This is a genomic window from Mycoplasmopsis adleri (assembly GCF_045276205.1).
GTDB classification, from domain to species: Bacteria; Bacillota_I; Bacilli_A; order Mycoplasmatales; family Metamycoplasmataceae; genus Mycoplasmopsis; species Mycoplasmopsis adleri.
On the sequence record NZ_CP174162.1, the window covers coordinates 1,029,279 to 1,051,172 of the forward strand.

Sequence of the window (21,894 nt, forward strand, 5' to 3'; positions counted from 1 at the left end):
TAATGCCTCTTTTTTGTATAATTTTAATTATGTCTTTAGATTTATGAAAACCCCTAAAAATAAATAATCCAATATTAGAAGATATTTTTAATTTACCTATAGATGGAAAAGTATTATCTAATGGAAAAATACAAGTACATCCTTTAATTATTTTTGAAAGCAAAAAAGATAAAACTTATTATTGTATTCGTTTGCAAACTGCTACTCCTTCTACCATAAGAAATAATATTTGGGTAAATAATAAAACTTATCAAAAAGATTATTATTGAACAAACCATCAAGGAATTGCTATTACAAAAGATATTTTTATTGTTGATAAGGAATTATTGGAAAATAATATTGATGAAACTATATATCAAAATACATTATCGTTAAATAATCAAGATAAAAGTTTGATATTAAATGATTTGGAAAAACGTATTAATTCAATACCTCCTAATTTAAATATTTTAAAAATATCTAATAATTTAGAAAATAACTTAGTTTTATATACAAATAATAAACAAATAACTAATCAATTTTATTCTACTATTAGCCCTAACAATAAATTAATTGATCAAGAAGTAAAAGATTATTATTCTAAACATTTTGATAAAAATGAATTTCTTAACAATGTAAATACATCTAATATAGAACATACACAAGAAGCTTTAAAAGATATTAAATTATGTATCGATAAAGAACAAAATATAGCTAATGAATATTTCTTTCAATATGAATTAGATAAAGAATCTGGTAATTATTTTATTGTTAATCAAGAAGAGAATACTAATTCTAATGATGATATCGAAGATGAAGAAGAAACGAAAGGACGTTCACGTTAAAACTATAAAGCTAGTTTATTCTAGCTTTTTGTTTTAATTTTATTTATTATGACTACAGATTTATTTGTTAATGGTGTAAGTGAGAAAGATATTTTATCTACTGGACAAATGATAATAGAAAAATTAAATGATGAAGAAGAAATATTTCGAACCAAAACTAGATTGGAAAATGAAGAATATAAAGATTGAATTGTTTCGGATCGAAGAATTAAAACTATTATTATCGATGGCGAAATATATACTATCAATTTAACTCAATATTTAGATAAAAAAACAGGTAAAAAATTTACATATTATCATAATGAAATATTGAAATTAATGGGTAAGAAAAGATACTGATTAGGCAGTGTTTTAGTAGCTATAAAAACTCAAAATTTAAGACGTAGAAATAAGGAACAAAATGAAGCTTTAAAAAGCAAAATTCCTTATGATATTTATCATTATTATTTAAAAATAAAATACATAACTTTTATGGTTCAATACGATAAATTTTTAACTCAAAAATATCAAACAATTCAGATAGAAAATGATGATGCTTTTATACATTTAAATAATGGTAAATATCGAGTAAGAATGGTAGGAATTCATAATGGATATCAGGATAAAAATAATCATAAATTATTAAATAAAACGATTATTTTTCAATTTGATAAGAATGCTTTAGCTTATCAAAATATGGACTTTTTAACTAACAAAACTAAAGAAATAATAGATAAATTTTATACCTATAAAAATATAAATTTATCAGGTGATGGTGCTAGATGTATTACAAAATTTAGTCAAAATATTAAAGCTATTAGACACTATGATAAGTTTCATTTTCATAAAATTTTGTTCAATTGTCTTGGTTATAGCAAGAATAAAAATAAACAAAACAAAAATATTTTTGGAAAAGAATTTGGCAATCAATTTCCTTTATTTTTATGATTTTTGCAAAATAAAAAATATGATGAATTTGAAAATTTATTGAGAAAAAACATTGATTTTTTAAAGAAAAATAAAATATCAAAATTAAAAATTTGAGAAATAAAAAGCTTATTAAGACTGTGAAAAAATAATAAAAACTATCTTATAAATACCTATGAAAATGCTAATTATTTTGGTGGAAATGCTGAAACTTTTATTGGACATTACTTAAAAAAATATACAAAAAATGCATTTTCAAGACAAAATATTAATCTTTTAAAACTAAAAAATTCTATTAAATATTCCTAAAAATATAAACGTGATCTTCTTATAAAATCACGTTTTTTTATTGCCTTTTTATTTTGAGTTTGCACTTTTTGTAAAAAATTATATATAATTACATAGTAATTATATATAAAAGTTGTTAGTGCTAACAATTAGCAAGCACTTTTTTTAAAAAATCAAAAAGTGCAAACTGAAGTGCATGCAAAAATAATATATTATTACTTTGTAATAATATATTAAAAGGGAAAAACCGCACTACGGTAAGTAGTTTTAGTGGTTCTTCCCTTGCCCTATTCAAGGGTGCGCGCCCGCATACGCGCGCGTATATAGGCCACTTTTTGTGCTTGCACTAGTGCAAACTCAAAAAGAAATTTATATTATTTAATAAAATTTTGGTAGAATTATATTGATAAGAAAAATCACTTTATGATTTTGCTAACCCTACATTTTCCTACACATCCAATTAGCAACATTTATCATAAATTCATCAAGATCTAAATAACGAACTTTTTTAATTTTAGCATCACAACAATCACAGGTTTTTCTATCGCCTTTGCCTAAATATATTCCTTTTGAATATTTAAATAAAAACCTTTTAATCGCTTTAGTCGATATTTCAATATTTTGAGATATTTCTTTTAAAGATTGAAAATTTAGTAATCCATATATTATCTGAAACACTTCTGCAAAACCGATATGGTTTTTGTGTGTCGAGTAGTTTTTCGAGCGGCTTAAAATTTCAGAGTAATTCTTATCAACAGCGAAATGAATTTGTGAAGTTTGAATTTTGTTATGCACATTTTTACTTCTAACCAAAGTACAGAAAATTTTTTTATCGTTTTTCATATATAATTATGTTGTCCTTTCTTTTTATCATTTTTATTTTACCAAAAGGACAGAAAAATCCCGACATTTTCAAATGTTGGGACTTTTATTTCTGGAATGAATAAGATTTAAAAGATAAATATATCTCAAAAGTTAATGCTATTGAAGTTAATGAAAAGGACGAAAACAGCATTAAAACAGGCATAAAAGCATTAAATGATATTAAAGATGCAATGCTAAAAGATAAAGAACAATATGATAATAATCATATCGATGACCCTGTTCAAAGTGATCCTAATGATGCTAGAGTAGGTTATAAATCTACAACTCCAGATTGAACTAAAACAGTTGGTGAAGAACCTATTGGCGGATTTAAACATGTAATAGAACCAAATCCAAATAATGATTCTGATTTAAAAAATACATACAAAAGATCATATGATATTCATAATTTTGGAATTGGTACTGGTCGTTTAAGAGATGCTAAATTAGGTGTTGATTATACATATTTACCTGATGTTCCTAGAACATTTAAAAATAGAATTACTCTTCCAAGTACACAAAATAGAGATGTTCTTATTCGTTTCGGAAATGCTCCTTTACCTTGAGTTGAAGATAATGAAATAACAGATGATATGTTATACAACATGTTCACAATAATTGCACAAGATCAATTGTTTAATTTAACTTTTGGCGAAAGAATGATTGAAAGTAATCAACTTGCTAATGTTTATTCTAAATGACTTTCTACTAATATTATTAAATTCCCTTATATGCCGTTCTCACAGGCTTCATTAAGATTTAGATTAAAGCATGATAATACTCAAATTACTAATCCTAAAGGGGCTTCAGGAATAGATTATAAAGAGGGTGAATTAGATCCAGATAATAGAAATAGTGATAATAAACAATTTAATACACCTGAAACAATTGAAACTAAAAAATGATATGTAGCTTCTATAGTTGGTGGCATGTATGCAAGCGAATGATTAAAATTAAGTGCTGAACGTCAAAAGATGGAAAACTACTTTAAGTTCTTGGATCAAAATATTAGACCAGGAATGAAAGACTTAGATAAATTATTTGTTATTTATAAGTTTATTCTTAACTGAATTGCTTATGGTGGTAAGTCTAACGAATATGCATATATGAAGCATAATGGAGTTTGTGCTGATTATTCGAGTGCTTTAGCTTTAGCGCTTCAATATGTTGGTATTCGAACTATACCAATCATGGTAGGTTATCAAGCTAATGAATTGCATGAATTAGTTTGAGTAGAGCTTGATTTAGAGAATAATGGCCAAAAGAAATGATATGCATGTGACCCTACTTTTGGTGATGATGGTGGTAATGCTTCTATTGGTTCAAAAAGTGGTGGAAGTAGCGACACTAATTGACAATTAGATAGCTGATCAATTACTACAGGTAAAAATCTTTATGCTAATTCAAAAGGTATAAATAAGCAAAGATTATTATTTTCAATCTTTGGAAATAATATGTATGAACCTTATGCAGATTGAAAACAACAATACAATTACAATCGTTTATGATATTTAATTTGAACTGAACCTGGCAAAGATAATACTAATAAATATAGTAAAGGAAACTTCAATATTTATAATCATATTTTCTACTCTAGTGAAGAAAATAAAAAAGCTAAATACTCAAACGGAGTTTATGTTAATGGTTTTTGATACTATGTAACACATAGTAGTACACAAGGTTTTAGATTCAAAAGAACTAAATTAGAATATGATTATTTTAATGTTGAAGATGTCTCAGATACTTTACCTAAAAATATTAAAGATAAATTAATTAAAAAGGTTAAATCTAGCAACCCATTAATGTTCCAAATTAACGATTGTGCTTTTATTGTAGAGCCAAATGAATATTCACAAACTAAAAAAGTTTTAATTGTGCCTATTAATGAAAATGGCTTTAATTGAGATAAATCTAAAGAAGTTGAATTAACTGGTTCAAATAATAGAACAGTTCATGACTTTTCATTAAATTACAATGAAGATAAAATTATTTATTCTACTAATCCAATATGAGGAAGTGAATTACAAGAAATTCAATTGCCAAAAGATGTTATTGATTTATTTAATTTAACTTCAAAATCATATTTACAAAAAGGTGATGTTGAAATTTGAAAGAACTATTACACTTTATTAATTAATATGCTTAAAGTAGGTGATCTTAAAAACCAAATTAAGCAATCATTAAAAGATGAGACCTTAAGTAAATTTAATGAAATTTATGAAAACTCTAACAAAAATAATTATTATGAATCAATCGAAAAAATTAAGCAATTTTATGAAAATACTATAGCAAGTGTCTTTGTTAGTGATGAAACATTAATTACTTCAACGATTATTCCTAATGTTTATTATATTAATAAAGATTACTTTGATCAAAAAGATTCATCAGGTGAAACATTTAGCTTCCAGCTATGAAACTCACCTAATGAATTATTGAATTTAACATATGCTGGTTATAACTATTCAATTTACTATTCAAGCAGTAAAACAGCTTCATATGACAATTTTAAACTAGTCGTTTCAAACAAAAATGAACCAACTTTAACTAAAGCAGATTTAAATAAAGCGCACATTTATTCAAATGATTATGATGGATATTATTACATCAAAGCAACATCTCAAACTAATTCAAAACTGGAATATAAATCAAAAATATTTAATATTAAATTTGTTTCATCGAATGAAACTAAACCTAATAGTTTAGGTAAATTATCAGTTAGATTAAATTCAGCTCCTAGAAGAGATGTTATAACTAACTATAAAGAAGATAATAATAATTGATTTAATGAAGGTTTTTACTTATATACAGACGTACAATATGTAACAAATGAGTTAGAATTAGTGTTTATTAATGCTAAAACTAAAGAAATTAAAGTAATAGAAACATTTAGTGGTTCACTTCAAAGCCAACTCAAAACAACAATTAATGATTTAACAAATAATGAAAGCGGTATTTACGTAATTAGAACTAAAGATGCTTCAAATTCAAATACACTTTATTCAAATCCTGTATTTATCTTTAATAAAGAAGATGGTAATAACTTCGATTCTAAGCTATGATTAAACGCTATGAATTTACTTCAATAAATTAAAATTTAAGGATATATCATTTATTGTGATATATCTTTTTTGTGCATTTTGCAAGGAGGTATATTTAACAAATTAGCCTATAAAACAAGCAAATAATAAAAAGCACTCTTATTTAAGTGCTTCGATTCTTTTGCTTTTCGATCAATTGTATTTATCAATAATTTTAATTCCCGAGTTTCCAACTTTTACAATGTAATTTTTAACAACTCATCTGTTTGATGAGCTGTTTTTAATAATTTAAAATTTTAATTCATTTAAAATTCTTAAATATGTTTGATAATCTTGAATTGCTTGATTATTGTTGTCGTTAATAATATATTCTTCACTTTCAATTTTTCCGTCAATAATCTTGCATGTTTTGATTGTTTCTTTTATTACATCTTGTAATTTTTTGATTGTGATTTTTTCATCTACAACACCGAGTTCTTTCAAACCTTTGTTTAAATAATTAATAACAAAATTTAATAAAACAAGAGATAAGAAGCAAAGTACGAAATGACCTTCAATAGGCTTTTCACTTCATACATAAATAGGTCTTACAGCTAAAGCACTTTTTAAAGCTCTAAAGTTTGATTCTATTTGTCATTGTTTTGAATATAAATTCACAATTTCTTCAGGTGATAAATCAAATCTAGAGGTTTCATAAGCATAATATCCGTCAAACTTTTCATCTTCGATAATTTTGTCATAGTTAAGTTTGTAATAACCTTTACCACCAACTTTTTCGAAGAATTTAAACTTCTTTTGACCGAACATTACTTGATCATGAACTAGTCCGTCTTTATCTTGTCTTTTAATAAAATTATCGATTAAAATTTGTCTATCATTTTTATCTTTTAATGCTCTTTTTTTACTATATGTTACTACCAATCTTCTCTTGTGTCCGTTTGCTCTTCTATTCTTTCAAAACGAATAAAAAGTAGTTTCTTTATATTTAAAATTATTGTCTCCAAAATAGCCGGATTCATCTATTGCAAAGGTCTTTCGGTCATTTGAAGCCGCTTTTAATCTATAAGATAAAATGTAATCAATATCGTTATCTTCTAAGAATCTTATGTTTCTATTTGTACTCATTCCTCTATCAGCAATGAGTGTTACTTTGTTTAATTCATATTGTGATTTTATATTCAAAATAAAATTAATAAATGTTGATGCATCAGCAGTGTCCCCTTTGAATAATTTATAGTGAATTGGAATGCCGTTTTCATCTGTTGCTAAACCTAAAACAATTTGATCTTCTTTGAATTTTCCCTCTTTAGAATAACCTGGATATCTCAATCCTTCTCTTACAAAACTTTCAAAATATACCGTTGAAGAGTCGTATCAAATAATATCTATTTTTCTATTTTTATCTTTGATCAATGTATCGTTAACACTCTTTAAAATGTTATTTTTATTTTCAGCTAAATAGTCTAAAGTATTATAAAATGTCGTCTTTTCAACTTCTAAATTTATATTGAATTTGTCTTTATTTTTAAAGGATGAAAGCATGCTACCCGGATTTACAATTCTATTTGAAATCATATATTTTAATAAATCATTTAAATACTTGGATTTTGATACTTTAGCATCTTTAAAAGGATTTAATTTTTCTAAGAAACTGTATAACAAATCATATCCATAATTGAACTGTTTTGTTTCAATTTTAACCTTGCTTATATCTAACTCTAATTGTCTAATTATCATATTTCTATCTCAATCAGTATTGTAGTTTTGAGATAGTTTTTTAATTTTTTCTACTGGATCAGAACAATATTTTTCTCATTTTTCAACTGTACCGATACCGATAGATTTCTTATAACCTTTGCCAAATCCTCCTGAAAGTGCTAAAGATAAGTAAGTAGAGTTCTTATTTTTTCTTGAAATTAATAGTCATTTGTCTTTTTTCATATCTTTATTATACCACAAATTACAATGTAATTATGTAAAAAAATAACTTTTTTTTATTTATGTATAAATAACACTGAAAAAAGTAATAAAAAAGAGCTCCAACTTGGAAACTCAGGAAAACAAGCAAATAATAAAAAGCACTCTTATTTAAGTGCTTCGATTCTTTTGCTTTTCGATCAATTGTATTTATCAATAATTTTAATTGCTTCATCAGCTACTTCAGTGTCACTTTTATTATCACCGTTAATGATTACATAAGGAATTTTATACTTTTTAACTAGCTTTTCAAACAGAGACAAATATGCTTTGTGTAACTCTTGAAAATAACTTTCATTGAGATAAAAATTATCAATTTCAACTTGCCGACCTCTTTCAAAAATTCTATCTTTGAAAGTTTCTCAAGATATCTTAATATAAATCGATAAATCTGGAGCTGTATCTGTGTCATAAATAAAGTCAAACATCGCTTCAAAAGCTTCTAAATATTTTTTAGGTTTTTTATTCAAAGTAACTACTGCAAAAATGAAGTGTTCAAGAATAAAACGATCTAAAAATAAAAATCCGTTTTCGTGTGTATATTTTTTCAAAAACTTCTTTTCAGCTTTTTTGTTTAAATCGGTTAATGATTCAACAATAAATGATTGAAATGCGATGTCAATGTTAGGTTGTTTTTCATAGCATCATTTTAAAAAGTTATTAAAAACTGGATCATCATCACTAAATTCTTCAAGCATCATCGAGTTTTTGTAATGCTTGTTTAAGTTTTTAGTTAATGTGCTTTTACCTGAACCAATCATTCCACTAATAGCTATAATCATTTTTAACCTCTTTTATATGTTGAATAATAATTATCAATAATTTTAATAGCTTCTTCCAATACTTGTTTTTCATTTAAGTTATCTGTTTTAATTACAAAGTAATTCAAGTTGTATTTTTTAGCTTGTTTTTCAAAAAGCTTTTTGTAAACATCAAATAACTCTTTGAAGTATTCTTCGTTAGCATAAAAGTTATCAATTTCAACTTTTCTACCACGTTCAAATAAACGTTTTTTGAATGTGTCTCAAGTCATATCAAGATAAATCGCTAAATCTGGTGTTTCATCCTTTGTAATTAAATGTTCAAACAATGCGTCATAGCCTTGTAAATATTTTTTGCCTTTGGGTTTTAAATTAACATGAGCAAAAATATAATGTTCAATACTAAAACGATCTAAGAAAATATGATCTGAATGTCAATCCTTGCCTAATAAATTAAATTCATCAATTAACTCGTTTAATTTAGTTGTGTGGTTTTCAACTACATAAGCCTGAAAACCCATAGTTAAGTTAGGTTGTTTTTCATATAATCATTTTAAAAATGTATTGAAAACCTCGTTATTTTCTTCAAATTCTTCAAGCATAATGCTTGTACGATAATGACGTGTTAAATTCTTTGTTAAAGTGCTTTTACCACTACTAATCATTCCACTTATTCCTATTAACATATTGCCTCCTATTTTTATATTATTTATTTATTATAATGGTTTTAACACTCGGCAAATTTTATTTATAAAAAATTATGAAAAAACCATTTTTAAATTACAATATTAGGCAGGTTTTTTATAACAAGAAGTTATAAAAAAATAGGCTATTTTACCAATAAGCCTACATTTAAACGAATTAAGTTATTTTTATAATGATTTGTTAGTTGTAATGGTTTCAAGAACTATTTGAAAAGCATTGAAAATATCTTGTTCTCTTTCAATTTGATCAATAAATTCCATGTTAGGTAAATTATCACTGATTTGCAATACAGCAGCTGCTTTTTTATCATATTTTTTAGCTACCGCGAAGAGCGCAAAGCATTCTGCATCAACTACAGTTGAACTTGTTTCACTAATAGTATCTTTAATCGAACGGTTACTATAATACACATCAGCTGAGTGAATACTTGCTAAAGTATAAGGAATATCAAGCTTCTTAGCTGTGTTTTCAAGCTCATCAGTTAATATCTTATTTGGATAATAAACATGCGATAATTCATTATTAACTAGTCTCGACACAGCTAAATTATCACTATAAGCACGATTAATAATAACTGTATCAAGTAATTTTAATTCAGGAACATATGAACTAGCTGAACCACAACGGATTAAAACATCAACACCGTATTCAACAATTAATTCTGTTGCAATTGTACCTGCTGAATATTGTCCCATACCATGGCTACCAAAAGTAACTTTTTTACCTTTATATTCACCGGTGAAAAAGTTTTGGTTACGCATATTACTTACTTGTTTAACATTTTTTAAGAATTTATAAGCCATGAATTCCATTCTTTTAGGATCACTAGAAAGAACTACAATTCTTGCTATTTCATTTTTCTTGGCGTTAACATGTAATGACATAATCACCTCCATTTATATTAATTTATAAAATTTTACTATAATTTCTGCTTTTATAAGCGGCTTCAATTTTTATTGTTGTTTTAATAAATCTTTAGATGTAGCAATTCATGAATAAATCTTCATGAATGTTTCTTTATCAATTACATGTGTAATTAATCTAGATTTAAATGATTTGACGCCTCCAAATTGTTTTACATATTCTTCTGAAGGGGTTTTAGCAAATATTTCATCAACAATATTTTTTAATTCTTGAGTTTGAACGTCAGTTAATATAGTACTTAGTTCACTTAATTTCTTTTTTAATAAAGTAACATCTTTGCCAGCTGATTGTTCTATTTTTGTATTTAATTTTTTCTTCAAATCAAACATGTAATAAATTGCTTCAAAAATCATTTTATTTGGAGTTTCTTCCAATTCATATAAATGTTTAGCCTCTCTATATAAACCATTTAATAGAATTATTTGATCATCTTCCAAAATTGGGTTTTCTTTATTTTTCATTGAAGCTGATATAGTTTTAATTTGAGAAATAATTCGAGCAAACTCTTGCTTAATATTTAAATTTGAACTATTAGTTTGAGCAAAAATCTCATTTGCTAAATCTTGATCAATATTTCAAGCATATGATAAATATTGGTCTCCAAATTCAAGTGCTAATGTACCATCTTTAGATATTGATTTAGTTGTTGGTTGGCAACCAGCAGCTACTAAAGGTATACTCAAAGCAATAACTGGTGTTGATAATAAAAACAATTTTCTTTTCATATAAGTTCCTTTTAATATGCGTGTCTTAAGTAACAGAAAAATTTAAAATTTATTCTTGTTATTTATTTCATTTAAAATCTTGCCAAAAATATAACTTCTAATTTAGAAAATCATAAGTTAATACTCAAAGATAAGAAATAAGAATCGTTATTTTTGAAGTTCACTAAAAGCAAAAAACAACACGAATAACGTGCTTATACCTACTTTAATTTCAAGGTTTTACTTTTTTTATTATTAGTCTGTTTTATAGGTTAATTAGTTAATTTGGGCTATAATAAAAAGCACCATAAATGATGCTTTCTAAAATTAGTTTTTGGTACTGAAATAAGTAAGAATTAAAGGTTCATTAGTCTTATTAACAATTTTTACTTTGTGTTTTGTATTATTAGGTTTTGAGAAATCAAAGTAGGTAAATAATGGAGCGCTATAAGAATTAGCTATAGCTTTTGTTGAAACGTTTTCAGCTACTAATTGATCATCAACATATACATCAAATAATGTTTTCGATTCTGTGCTTGTTTTACCATATATAGTAAAGTTAACATCAGAAACTTCAAAAGTTAATGTATCATTTTTTCTTTTTGATTTAATTGAAACGCCATTAACTGGAGAGAAAGCTTCTGTACTATCATTATTTAATCATTCTCATGAACCGCTCGTATCAATAGAAGAATGATTAACTAAAGGAATAATGGTATTTTGTTTTAATGCGCTTACACCAAATTGTAATTCAGCAAATACTAAGCCTGTACCTTTACCGTCTACTCTTTTTGCTTCTACAATAAATGATTTAGCTGATGTTGGATTGAATCATAATTGATTATTTCATGTTTTACCTTCAAAAACAACTTTTTGATTATTGTTTTCATCGACTGCAATTAACTTAATAAAGTTAGGAACATAACTGCCGTGGTTATCTTTACGTGGCACGATTTTTAAAGTATCTGTTGTGATTGCTTTATCGAAGTTTACTTTAAATTTAACCTCATTTGTGCTTCATGTTTCTAAGTATGTATTTGTATTATTGTCAACAGTTGCAGCAAGATTTTTGTCTGGATTTATTGGTTTATATTTGCTTAATTCTTCTACTGTAGCTTTAAACACTGGTTGTTTAGATCAAATCAATTTAGCAAATTCGATATCGAATCTTGGATCTTCTGGTTTAAATCTTTGTTTATACTTATAAACAGGGTCTTTAAGGAATTTATCAATTTGTTCTTTAGAAAGATTTGCTACATCTAATAAATCACTTAATGAGTTTTCATAAATACTGTATTTTTGACCATTTAAATCTAAATAAGTATCGAATGAACCGCCACCGCCTTCATTATAAATACCAAGTGTTATATCGTAAATTTTGCCTTCTTCAAAGTCATATGAACCCATGTTTTCAAAACTAAGGTTATATTTATTCTTTTCAGAGATAGCTTTACCATTTACTTTAACAATCATGAAGTCATCATGTTTAGACATAAATGTGTATTTACCTGTTTTTGGAGCAACAAATTTGAATCTTGACTCAACATATTGTCTTTCTTTTCTTATGTAATTTATTCTTCCGTTTGTTTCATCTGGAATTTTAATTAAAGAAGCTTCTAAATTGTTATCTTGAATTAATTTTGGCAAATCACTAGCACCTCTTGGTTTTACGCCAGCAGGTAATTGATCATAAATATATAATGTTGGTTTATTTACAACATTTCTAACTTTGATTTTGAATTTATATGAAGGCACATAATTATCAGGTCTTCCTTCAAATTTTTCTGGAATAACATCAATATCAAATTCATCGATTTGATCATAACTTTCTGGATTAGCTGTATAAACTAATTTCTTTTTATCATTAGCATCAAAGGTTAATGTACCGCCAAGTTTAGATTTATCAGAAACTTTAATTTCTTTGAATTTAAATTTTGGATTAACTGAAGTAATTGCTTTGTTAAAGTCGAATGTATATGAACCACCAGCTGGAATTTCAAATGCTGGAGCTGTATCACTAGTATATTCAAAAGCGTTTTTACTTGGTTTATATAAGTAGGCGCCGCAAGCATATAAGTTGCCTACAAAATCAAATCCCATTTTACTTTTAATCCTATTTAATACTGCTTTTTGTTCTTTACTTAATGAACTAATGTTTTCTGGAACAGCTTTTTCAAAGTTAGGTCTATCTTTTAAATAAGGCGCAAAACTTTTTAGAGCGTAGTAGAAGTTGAAATCAAAATAATTACTTAAATATTCAGTTGTTAATAAGCCTTTATCATGAAAACCATTTCTACCTGAAGCTTTAACATAATCTACAAAGTTTAAAGGTCCTAATGAATAAACCATCGCGGCATAAAGACTATATCAGTCTTTAGAACCTTTAGTAATTGTATAAAGATCTGATAATCTTGATCATCCATCTATAAATTGTCCATTGGTTGTTATTAAGTTTCTATATCTTGTATAGTCATTTACAAATGATAAGTCAATAACTGTTGGAATATTTGTTCAACCATGGTCCCTAACATTAAATGGATCTTGATAGTTTTCAAAGTTATGGTTTACTTCGTGGTAATTTCCTCAGTTTGAGAATGAAAATTCATCTGGTCCTTGTAAGTATTTGGCTCCTCATGATACAGGAGCATATAAGTTATAACCTCCACCTCAAGCAGCAGCTCCACCTCAAATATCATCGTTATAATTTAAAGCTAATCTAGGAGCATTATATTCAGGTTATAAATATGAAACTGAATAAAAATCTTCTCATTTATTAATGGCTTGTTTTGGATAAATAACATTATTTAAATTCACTCCGCCAATACTATTTGGATTTGTGAATGGAAGTCAAATTGATGAATAAGTTGTATCGATTGAAATAATAGGAGCGGTTATTTCACCCTTTTTATATCTTTCAATTTGTTTGTCTCAGTCTTCTTTAGTTGTTTGATTATGTACATAGCTAATAGTTTCAACAGCATTATGAACTGTAAAACTGATAGGAATTGTTGAGCCTAGAGCATCTTTCATTTGATTTTTTATATAAAATGAAATTCCGCCACCAAAAGGTGAAGCTATTTTAACTCTTCTTGTAATAGGATCAATTTCTCTAAATTTAAAACCAAATATAGTTCTTAGATGTGGGTAACGATTAGAAATTTGTCCTGAATTACCATATTCTCTATTTTCTCAATAGTTTTGGTTATAAATAAATTCAATAGGGATTGTTCCATCACCCTTGTTATAACCATATCATGCTTTAAAAATATTGTAAGTTCTTTCACTAAATTCAACTTCGATAACTTCACCAGCAGCTCCATATAATCCGCTAGTATAATGACCTGTCATTAGTGTATTAATCGTAAATTGTTTTTCAACAGCAAGAGTATCATCACTAACATTCTTTTGGAATCATTTTTCAGCAAATGGGTGTTTTTTAAGTGTTCCTTTTTGAATTTCTTTTTTGATTCAATCAGTTGAGTTGTATTGATATGCTGGTTCGCCTTTTACTTTTTCATTTAATAAAGCAGTAGAGATATTAAAGTCTTTTTCAACTTCTTTACCTCCCTCTTGAGTTTTAATTTTGATAAAAGCGTTCCTTCCAGATTCATAATTGAAATCATAACCTGGATATTTAAAACCAAATTTGCTGTATTGTTCTAATAAATCAGTTTTATAAACTTGCTTATTAATTTTTCTAGCTTCTTGTTGAATTATTTTGGATGTGTAGGAAAATGTAGGGTTAGCAAAATCATAAAGTGATTTTTCTTATCAATATAATTCTACCAAAATTTTATTAAATAATATAAATTTCTTTTTGAGTTTGCACTAGTGCAAGCACAAAAAGTGGCCCTATATACGCGCGCGTATGCGGGCGCGCACCCTTGAATAGGGCAAGGGAAGAACCACTAAAACTACTTACCGTAGTGCGGTTTTTCCCTTTTTAATATATTATTACAAAGTAATAATATATTATTTTTGCATGCACTTCAGTTTGCACTTTTTGATTTTTTAAAAAAAGTGCTTGCTAATTGTTAGCACTAACAACTTTTATATATAATTACTATGTAATTATATATAATTTTTTACAAAAAGTGCAAACTCAAAATAAAAAGGCAATAAAAAAACGTGATTTTATAAGAAGATCACGTTTATATTTTTAGGAATATTTAATAGAATTTTTAGTTTTAAAAGATTAATATTTTGTCTTGAAAATGCATTTTTTGTATATTTTTTTAAGTAATGTCCAATAAAAGTTTCAGCATTTCCACCAAAATAATTAGCATTTTCATAGGTATTTATAAGATAGTTTTTATTATTTTTTCACAGTCTTAATAAGCTTTTTATTTCTCAAATTTTTAATTTTGATATTTTATTTTTCTTTAAAAAATCAATGTTTTTTCTCAATAAATTTTCAAATTCATCATATTTTTTATTTTGCAAAAATCATAAAAATAAAGGAAATTGATTGCCAAATTCTTTTCCAAAAATATTTTTGTTTTGTTTATTTTTATTCTTGCTATAACCAAGACAATTGAACAAAATTTTATGAAAATGAAACTTATCATAGTGTCTAATAGCTTTAATATTTTGACTAAATTTTGTAATACATCTAGCACCATCACCTGATAAATTTATATTTTTATAGGTATAAAATTTATCTATTATTTCTTTAGTTTTGTTAGTTAAAAAGTCCATATTTTGATAAGCTAAAGCATTCTTATCAAATTGAAAAATAATCGTTTTATTTAATAATTTATGATTATTTTTATCCTGATATCCATTATGAATTCCTACCATTCTTACTCGATATTTACCATTATTTAAATGTATAAAAGCATCATCATTTTCTATCTGAATTGTTTGATATTTTTGAGTTAAAAATTTATCGTATTGAACCATAAAAGTTATGTATTTTATTTTTAAATAATAATGATAAATATCATAAGGAATTTTGCTTTTTAAAGCTTCATTTTGTTCCTTATTTCTACGTCTTAAATTTTGAGTTTTTATAGCTACTAAAACACTGCCTAATCAGTATCTTTTCTTACCCATTAATTTCAATATTTCATTATGATAATATGTAAATTTTTTACCTGTTTTTTTATCTAAATATTGAGTTAAATTGATAGTATATATTTCGCCATCGATAATAATAGTTTTAATTCTTCAATCCGAAACAATTCAATCTTTATATTCTTCATTTTCCAATCTAGTTTTGGTTCGAAATATTTCTTCTTCATCATTTAATTTTTCTATTATCATTTGTCCAGTAGATAAAATATCTTTCTCACTTACACCATTAACAAATAAATCTGTAGTCATAATAAATAAAATTAAAACAAAAAGCTAGAATAAACTAGCTTTATAGTTTTAACGTGAACGTCCTTTCGTTTCTTCTTCATCTTCGCTATCGTCATTAGAATTAGTGTTCTCTTCTTGATTAACAATAAAATAATTACCAGATTCTTTATCTAATTCATATTGAAAGAAATATTCATTAGCTATATTTTGTTCTTTATCGATACATAATTTAATATCTTTTAAAGCTTCTTGTGTATGTTCTATATTAGATGTATTTACATTGTTAAGAAATTCATTTTTATCAAAATGTTTAGAATAATAATCTTTTACTTCTTGATCAATTAATTTATTGTTAGGGCTAATAGTAGAATAAAATTGATTAGTTATTTGTTTATTATTTGTATATAAAACTAAGTTATTTTCTAAATTATTAGATATTTTTAAAATATTTAAATTAGGAGGTATTGAATTAATACGTTTTTCCAAATCATTTAATATCAAACTTTTATCTTGATTATTTAACGATAATGTATTTTGATATATAGTTTCATCAATATTATTTTCCAATAATTCCTTATCAACAATAAAAATATCTTTTGTAATAGCAATTCCTTGATGGTTTGTTCAATAATAATCTTTTTGATAAGTTTTATTATTTACCCAAATATTATTTCTTATGGTAGAAGGAGTAGCAGTTTGCAAACGAATACAATAATAAGTTTTATCTTTTTTGCTTTCAAAAATAATTAAAGGATGTACTTGTATTTTTCCATTAGATAATACTTTTCCATCTATAGGTAAATTAAAAATATCTTCTAATATTGGATTATTTATTTTTAGGGGTTTTCATAAATCTAAAGACATAATTAAAATTATACAAAAAAAGAGGCATTAAACCTCTTTTTAAGACGAACTACAGCTTAAGTCGTATAAGTAGATTCTCATAATGTATAAGCATATCTACCGTTCGATTACTTATACAAATCATCATAAGCTAATTAAAATTATAATACCATAGAAAAAAATATTTTTTTATTTTTCTTAATTTTTAAGTATTATAAATTCCAATTTTAAAAGTCCTAATTTTGCGTAAAATCAAAAATGTTACAAAAATTATAAATTATTACCAAGAAAAGCTTTAAAATCCTAAAAAAATTTAAACGAAAATACTAAGTTTTGTAAAAAACTTGAGTTTTTTGCTTACTTTTTTCCAAAAAAGTAAGTGCCTTTTTGTCAAACTTTTTAGCACATAAAAAGTTTGGATTAGAAGCGAATGCTTCTCTTGTAATTATTTATAAAATCCATAACAGGAGTCAAATCTTGACCGTAGTAAGGGTCTATAGACTTGCCTTTTTTAAAATACCGTCTTAATAACCTGTGGCAGTTTTCGATAGAGCCTTTTTCTCCCGAACAATATGGGTGACATTTATATATTTGCTTAATACCTGGCACTTCATCTAGTTTCGCATTTTCACTACCATTATCTATGGTTAGCGAATCTATTGTCAAGTTATATTTTTGCATTAGGTATATCAGCCCATCTCTAACACCAGTGCTAGTCCGCCGTACCATATGAAAATAGAAGCGTCTAGTCTTTCTATTAATTAGCGTTACGAAACAACATTGATCAGTTTTTGAACCAATAACAGTATCTAATTCATAATCATTATCTCTAAGTCTTTCATTGATTTCTGTGCTGCGTTGATCAATGCTAACTCCAATCTTTTTAAGCTTTCGACTGTCTCTTTTTGGGGGTCGTTTTTGTTTAATTCCTTTGGTGGATAAATTGACCAAAATGCCTATTTCAAGGTCTTTAAAGACTCTTTGTGATATCAAATTATATACCATAGATTTTGAAGGTTTATAGCTGTTTGGATACTTTTCTTCAAATCTTCTTAATATTTCGTTAGCGCTTAGCTTAGGCGTTCTTTTTGCTAAATCTTTATTATTTCTATTTTGGGTATAATCATCAAAAAGCTCTGTTCAAAAATTTCTAAAATCTTGATATTGTTCTATTTTCTTTTTTGAATATGCTATTCTTTTACTTTTATCAAAATTAGCAACATTTATCATAAATTCATCAAGATTTAAATAACGAACTTTTTTAATTTTAGCATCACAACAATCACAGGTTTTTCTATCGCCTTTGCCTAAATATATTCCTTTTGAATATTTAAATAAAAACCTTTTAATCGCTTTAGTCGATATTTCAATATTTTGAGATATTTCTTTTAAAGATTGAAAATTTAGTAATCCATATATTATCTGAAACACTTCTGCAAAACCGATATGGTTTTTGTGTGTCGAGTAGTTTTTCGAGCGGCTTAAAATTTCAGAGTAATTCTTATCAACAGCGAAATGAATTTGTGAAGTTTGAATTTTGTTATGCACATTTTTACTTCTAACCAAAGTACAGAAAATTTTTTTATCGTTTTTCATATATAATTATGTTGTCCTTTCTTTTTATCATTTTTATTTTACCAAAAGGACAGAAAAATCCCGACATTTTCAAATGTTGGGACTTTTATTTCTGGAATGAATATAATTTTTAAGTATATTTTTCTTTTTTTCTAGTTCTTTTTGATTTTTGTTATGCTCTTTTTTTAAAAATTGTTTGCGTTTAACTATAGCTTTTTCACATTTTTTATTTTTATTATGTCTAGCTCTTTTACCAAAACTTCATCCATATTTTCTTAATAAAGTTTTAGTCAAGAATATTGCTCCTATTAATAAACCAATAATACTAATAACCATAACTAAAGGAAATCATCATTTTTTGCTAATAGATTTTAACCTATTTTGTTTATCATCTGGATTGTTTTTCTTTTCTATTGGTTTAACTCATGGATCATCAATAGATGGATCATAATCTTTTTCAACTTTATTAAATACTTTAAGCTGCGCAAATCCTTCAGTGTTTTTTGTTGGCATTATTACAACTCATTTTTCAAATAAATTAAGATTTAAATTTCTATTAAAAATATCATCTTTAATTTCATTTTTAATCTTTTCATAATACTTAATAAGTTTATTTTTTAAAATTTTGTCTGTTGGTTCAAATTCAATATTAATTATATTATTATCGATAACTATTGTTTTATAGTCATTAATGAATTTTAGGCTTTTTAAAAGCTGCTTTTTAAATTCTGGGTTTTTATTAATTCTAGGATCATCATAAGCTTGCACAAGTTCATACCAATAAGCTACAATATCAATACAATATATTTGATAATCCTGTTCATATTTTAAATTAAGCTGTTTAGCTTTTTCTTCTATAAAATTTTGTACCTTTTGAATTATTTGGTTGGGTTGTGTTTCTTTAAGTATTAGTTTATCTTCAAGAAACACATGGCTTAAATTTTTTAAATTAAACTTTCCACCATCACCTAAATTTTTAAAACTTATTTTTTTAACATTTAATAAATTTGCATTAATACCTTTTATCTCAGCTTCAACTGCTTTATTTAAAGCTTTGCCTCTAATGAGTTGTGATACAATTCCTTCAATATTACGTAATTCAACATCTTTATCTAATCACATTTCAATATTGTGTTTAACATAATAGTTATTTAATTCTTCAATAATTAGTTCTTTAATTTTTTGTTCAATTGCTTTTCTATAATCAGCATCAACTTCATCTATTGTTTTATTTGGCAGTTCAAATTCTTTTTTATCTAATTTAAATTCAAAGCTATCTTTTATATCTAATTTTGATAAATCAATTTCTTTATCATATTTATGTCAAGCTTCATTTCTAATATTAAAGTTTCTTTTTTGGTTTGCTATTTTGCCATTTCCTCTAAGAGTAAAATTAATTCCTTTGTATTCTTTTTGTTCTTTAGTATTAAAAATATAAACCTCAGCCGCTTGTTTTAATCAATTAGCTTTTGAATTTTGATCAGCTCATTCTTCTATAAATCAATTATTCGAACTAACTTTTCATCACTCATTTTGATATGGAAAATATTCACTAAGTTTTGCAGATTGTTTTAAATTAAATTCAATATAATCAATAATTGTTTTTTCTATACGCTCTGTATTTGTATTTCCATTTAAATTATTTAATTTATTTCATTTCATAAATGAATCACTAAATAAATCAATATTTTGTATTTCAGCAGGAATTATATCAGGCAGATCATATCTTTGACTTCATGTAACAAATCTTTGATATTTTTCTAGTAAAGACTCATAGCTTAATTTTTGAGCTTCTTCTTTAGATATATTATCCTCTCAATATAAATAATTGTAAAAAGCTTCACTTATTGCATTTGTAGAATTTCAAAATTTATTAAATTTATTAATTAATTCTATTCCGTGATTATCTTTTGCATGTCTTATTTCATCTGTAAAAAAGTTTTCTGGTTTATTATTCTTATCAATTAAAACTAATTGTACGTTAGATATACTAGAATCGATATCAGTGAATACAATTCATAGTCCCTCCTCAGACATATAACTAAATTCTGAAGTTCCATTAGTTAAGGGTATTTCTGTTAATTGAATATCATTTTCTTTTGTTCATTCTAAAGTTTTAGTTTGATCATTATTAATTCTAAAATCTCCAATTTTACACTTTCAATATTTTGTTCCAGAAGCTTGTTGTATGTCTTTATCAATTGATATATTTCTTAAAGCACCCATTCCTAAAACAGAAGCTTCTGCAATTATTCCATAATCTAAAATTTTATTTCCGTTAGGCAAACAAGGATAAACAAAAGATAATTTTTCTTTAATTTTTTTAGATAATGAAGAATTATTAATTCAAATTATTTGTTTTTTGGTTCCTGTTGTTGGATTTAATAATGGATTATATTTAGGATTTTTTATAGGATTACCATCTTTATCATTTTTTATTTCACCTTTTGAATCTAAAATATATTTAGTAATTAATTCTTTTTGATGTGGATTTTTATCTGGATCTCATCCATAATATTTAAATATTTGATTTGTTGGTTTTTCAACTATTTTATAAATAACTTTATATCTTTTAATTGGCTCTCCTGTATTGTTAGTTCCAACCGCAAATTGTTTAATTTCAATAACATATTCATTTTTAGCTACTGAATTAGTACTATTAAATTTATCTTTATCTAATCCTTCTTGTAATCCTATTCTTGAATCATCTTTGATATTTTTTCTATTATCAATTAATTTTTTGTTGAATTCTAAATTCAATACATCTATTTTTTGACCATTAACAGTTATAATCTCATTTTCACTTTTTGAGCTCCGGTAATTTATATCAATTGGTCCATGAATTAATCATTTTCCGCCATATCATTCTTTATCTTTATCTGGATCATCTTCATTATCAGGTAATTTAATTGGTTCATCTTCCTTAAAAAAACACTTTCCTTCTTATCATCATAATAATTAGTGTTTGAATTTAAATCTGATAATTTGTAGTTGTTTGGAACTTTTGATTTTGTAATTTGCAATTTAGCTTTCAGTGAATCTGATGAATATTTTTTGTATATATCACTCTCTACAAATTTGACTGTTTCTTTTTCTCTCAATACTATTTGTTTTTCTTTTGTTATTTGAAAAAGAAAACTAAAGGCTTGTTGTCAAAGAATTTCTTTATCATTTGTAATAG

At 25.5% G+C, this 21,894-nt stretch carries 16 protein-coding genes; 3 read left to right on the top strand and 13 right to left on the bottom strand.

Annotation, left to right across the window (positions count from 1 at the left end; all coding sequences use genetic code 4):
* Nucleotides 1-29 precede the first annotated feature (29 nt).
* Nucleotides 30-824 (top strand): Mbov_0400 family ICE element protein, encoded by a 795-nt coding sequence (locus ACJA22_RS04360; protein ID WP_406617037.1) that lies wholly within the window; start codon nucleotides 30-32, stop codon nucleotides 822-824.
* A 48-nt stretch (nucleotides 825-872) separates the two neighbouring features.
* Nucleotides 873-2,039: an Mbov_0401 family ICE element transposase-like protein gene (locus tag ACJA22_RS04365; protein WP_406617038.1), complete on the top strand. Its 1,167-nt coding sequence runs from the start codon at nucleotides 873-875 to the stop codon at nucleotides 2,037-2,039.
* Nucleotides 2,040-2,456: 417 nt separating this feature from the next.
* Here the strand turns inward: ACJA22_RS04365 and ACJA22_RS04370 are convergent, their stop codons facing one another.
* Entirely contained in the window at nucleotides 2,457-2,861 is a 405-nt protein-coding gene (locus tag ACJA22_RS04370; protein WP_406617040.1) for a hypothetical protein, read from the bottom strand.
* A gap of 212 nt (nucleotides 2,862-3,073) precedes the next feature.
* Here ACJA22_RS04370 and ACJA22_RS04375 point away from each other — a divergent pair, with 212 nt between their 5' ends.
* Nucleotides 3,074-5,968 carry a hypothetical protein gene (locus ACJA22_RS04375; protein ID WP_406617041.1) on the top strand — a complete coding sequence of 965 codons (2,895 nt, stop codon included), beginning with the start codon at nucleotides 3,074-3,076 and terminating at the stop codon, nucleotides 5,966-5,968.
* A gap of 240 nt (nucleotides 5,969-6,208) precedes the next feature.
* Here ACJA22_RS04375 and ACJA22_RS04380 read toward each other — a convergent pair whose 3' ends face one another.
* The 12 genes from ACJA22_RS04380 to ACJA22_RS04435 form a co-directional block, all read right to left on the bottom strand.
* Nucleotides 6,209-7,861 (bottom strand): IS1634 family transposase, encoded by a 1,653-nt coding sequence (locus tag ACJA22_RS04380; RefSeq protein WP_406617042.1) that lies wholly within the window; start codon nucleotides 7,859-7,861, stop codon nucleotides 6,209-6,211.
* Between the two features lie 143 nt (nucleotides 7,862-8,004).
* Nucleotides 8,005-8,679: a deoxynucleoside kinase gene (locus ACJA22_RS04385; RefSeq protein WP_406617043.1), complete on the bottom strand. Its 675-nt coding sequence runs from the start codon at nucleotides 8,677-8,679 to the stop codon at nucleotides 8,005-8,007.
* Between the two features lie 2 nt (nucleotides 8,680-8,681).
* Nucleotides 8,682-9,344 (bottom strand): deoxynucleoside kinase, encoded by a 663-nt coding sequence (locus tag ACJA22_RS04390; RefSeq protein ID WP_406617044.1) that lies wholly within the window; start codon nucleotides 9,342-9,344, stop codon nucleotides 8,682-8,684.
* Nucleotides 9,345-9,530: 186 nt separating this feature from the next.
* Nucleotides 9,531-10,247: a purine nucleoside phosphorylase DeoD-type gene (locus ACJA22_RS04395; RefSeq protein ID WP_406617045.1), complete on the bottom strand. Its 717-nt coding sequence runs from the start codon at nucleotides 10,245-10,247 to the stop codon at nucleotides 9,531-9,533.
* A gap of 69 nt (nucleotides 10,248-10,316) precedes the next feature.
* Complete coding sequence (locus ACJA22_RS04400) at nucleotides 10,317-11,012, bottom strand: variable surface lipoprotein (RefSeq protein ID WP_406617046.1); 696 nt, start codon at nucleotides 11,010-11,012, stop codon at nucleotides 10,317-10,319.
* A 306-nt stretch (nucleotides 11,013-11,318) separates the two neighbouring features.
* Complete coding sequence (locus ACJA22_RS04405; protein WP_406617047.1) at nucleotides 11,319-13,340, bottom strand: PA14 domain-containing protein; 2,022 nt, start codon at nucleotides 13,338-13,340, stop codon at nucleotides 11,319-11,321.
* Nucleotides 13,341-13,727: 387 nt separating this feature from the next.
* A complete protein-coding gene (locus ACJA22_RS04410; protein ID WP_406617048.1) occupies nucleotides 13,728-14,339 on the bottom strand; it encodes a hypothetical protein in 612 nt (203 codons plus the stop codon).
* A 786-nt stretch (nucleotides 14,340-15,125) separates the two neighbouring features.
* The gene (locus ACJA22_RS04415; protein ID WP_406617049.1) at nucleotides 15,126-16,316 is read right to left on the bottom strand and encodes an Mbov_0401 family ICE element transposase-like protein; all 1,191 of its coding nucleotides are present in this window, start codon (nucleotides 16,314-16,316) and stop codon (nucleotides 15,126-15,128) included.
* Nucleotides 16,317-16,364: 48 nt separating this feature from the next.
* Complete coding sequence (locus ACJA22_RS04420) at nucleotides 16,365-17,159, bottom strand: Mbov_0400 family ICE element protein (protein WP_406617050.1); 795 nt, start codon at nucleotides 17,157-17,159, stop codon at nucleotides 16,365-16,367.
* Nucleotides 17,160-17,558: 399 nt separating this feature from the next.
* Nucleotides 17,559-18,734 (bottom strand): IS30 family transposase, encoded by a 1,176-nt coding sequence (locus ACJA22_RS04425; RefSeq protein ID WP_406616729.1) that lies wholly within the window; start codon nucleotides 18,732-18,734, stop codon nucleotides 17,559-17,561.
* Nucleotides 18,735-18,767: 33 nt separating this feature from the next.
* Complete coding sequence (locus ACJA22_RS04430) at nucleotides 18,768-21,623, bottom strand: Mbov_0399 family ICE element protein (protein ID WP_406617579.1); 2,856 nt, start codon at nucleotides 21,621-21,623, stop codon at nucleotides 18,768-18,770.
* Nucleotides 21,557-21,814: a hypothetical protein gene (locus ACJA22_RS04435; RefSeq protein ID WP_406617051.1), complete on the bottom strand. Its 258-nt coding sequence runs from the start codon at nucleotides 21,812-21,814 to the stop codon at nucleotides 21,557-21,559. The genes ACJA22_RS04430 and ACJA22_RS04435 overlap by 67 nt, the downstream gene beginning before the upstream one ends.
* Nucleotides 21,815-21,894 lie beyond the last annotated feature (80 nt).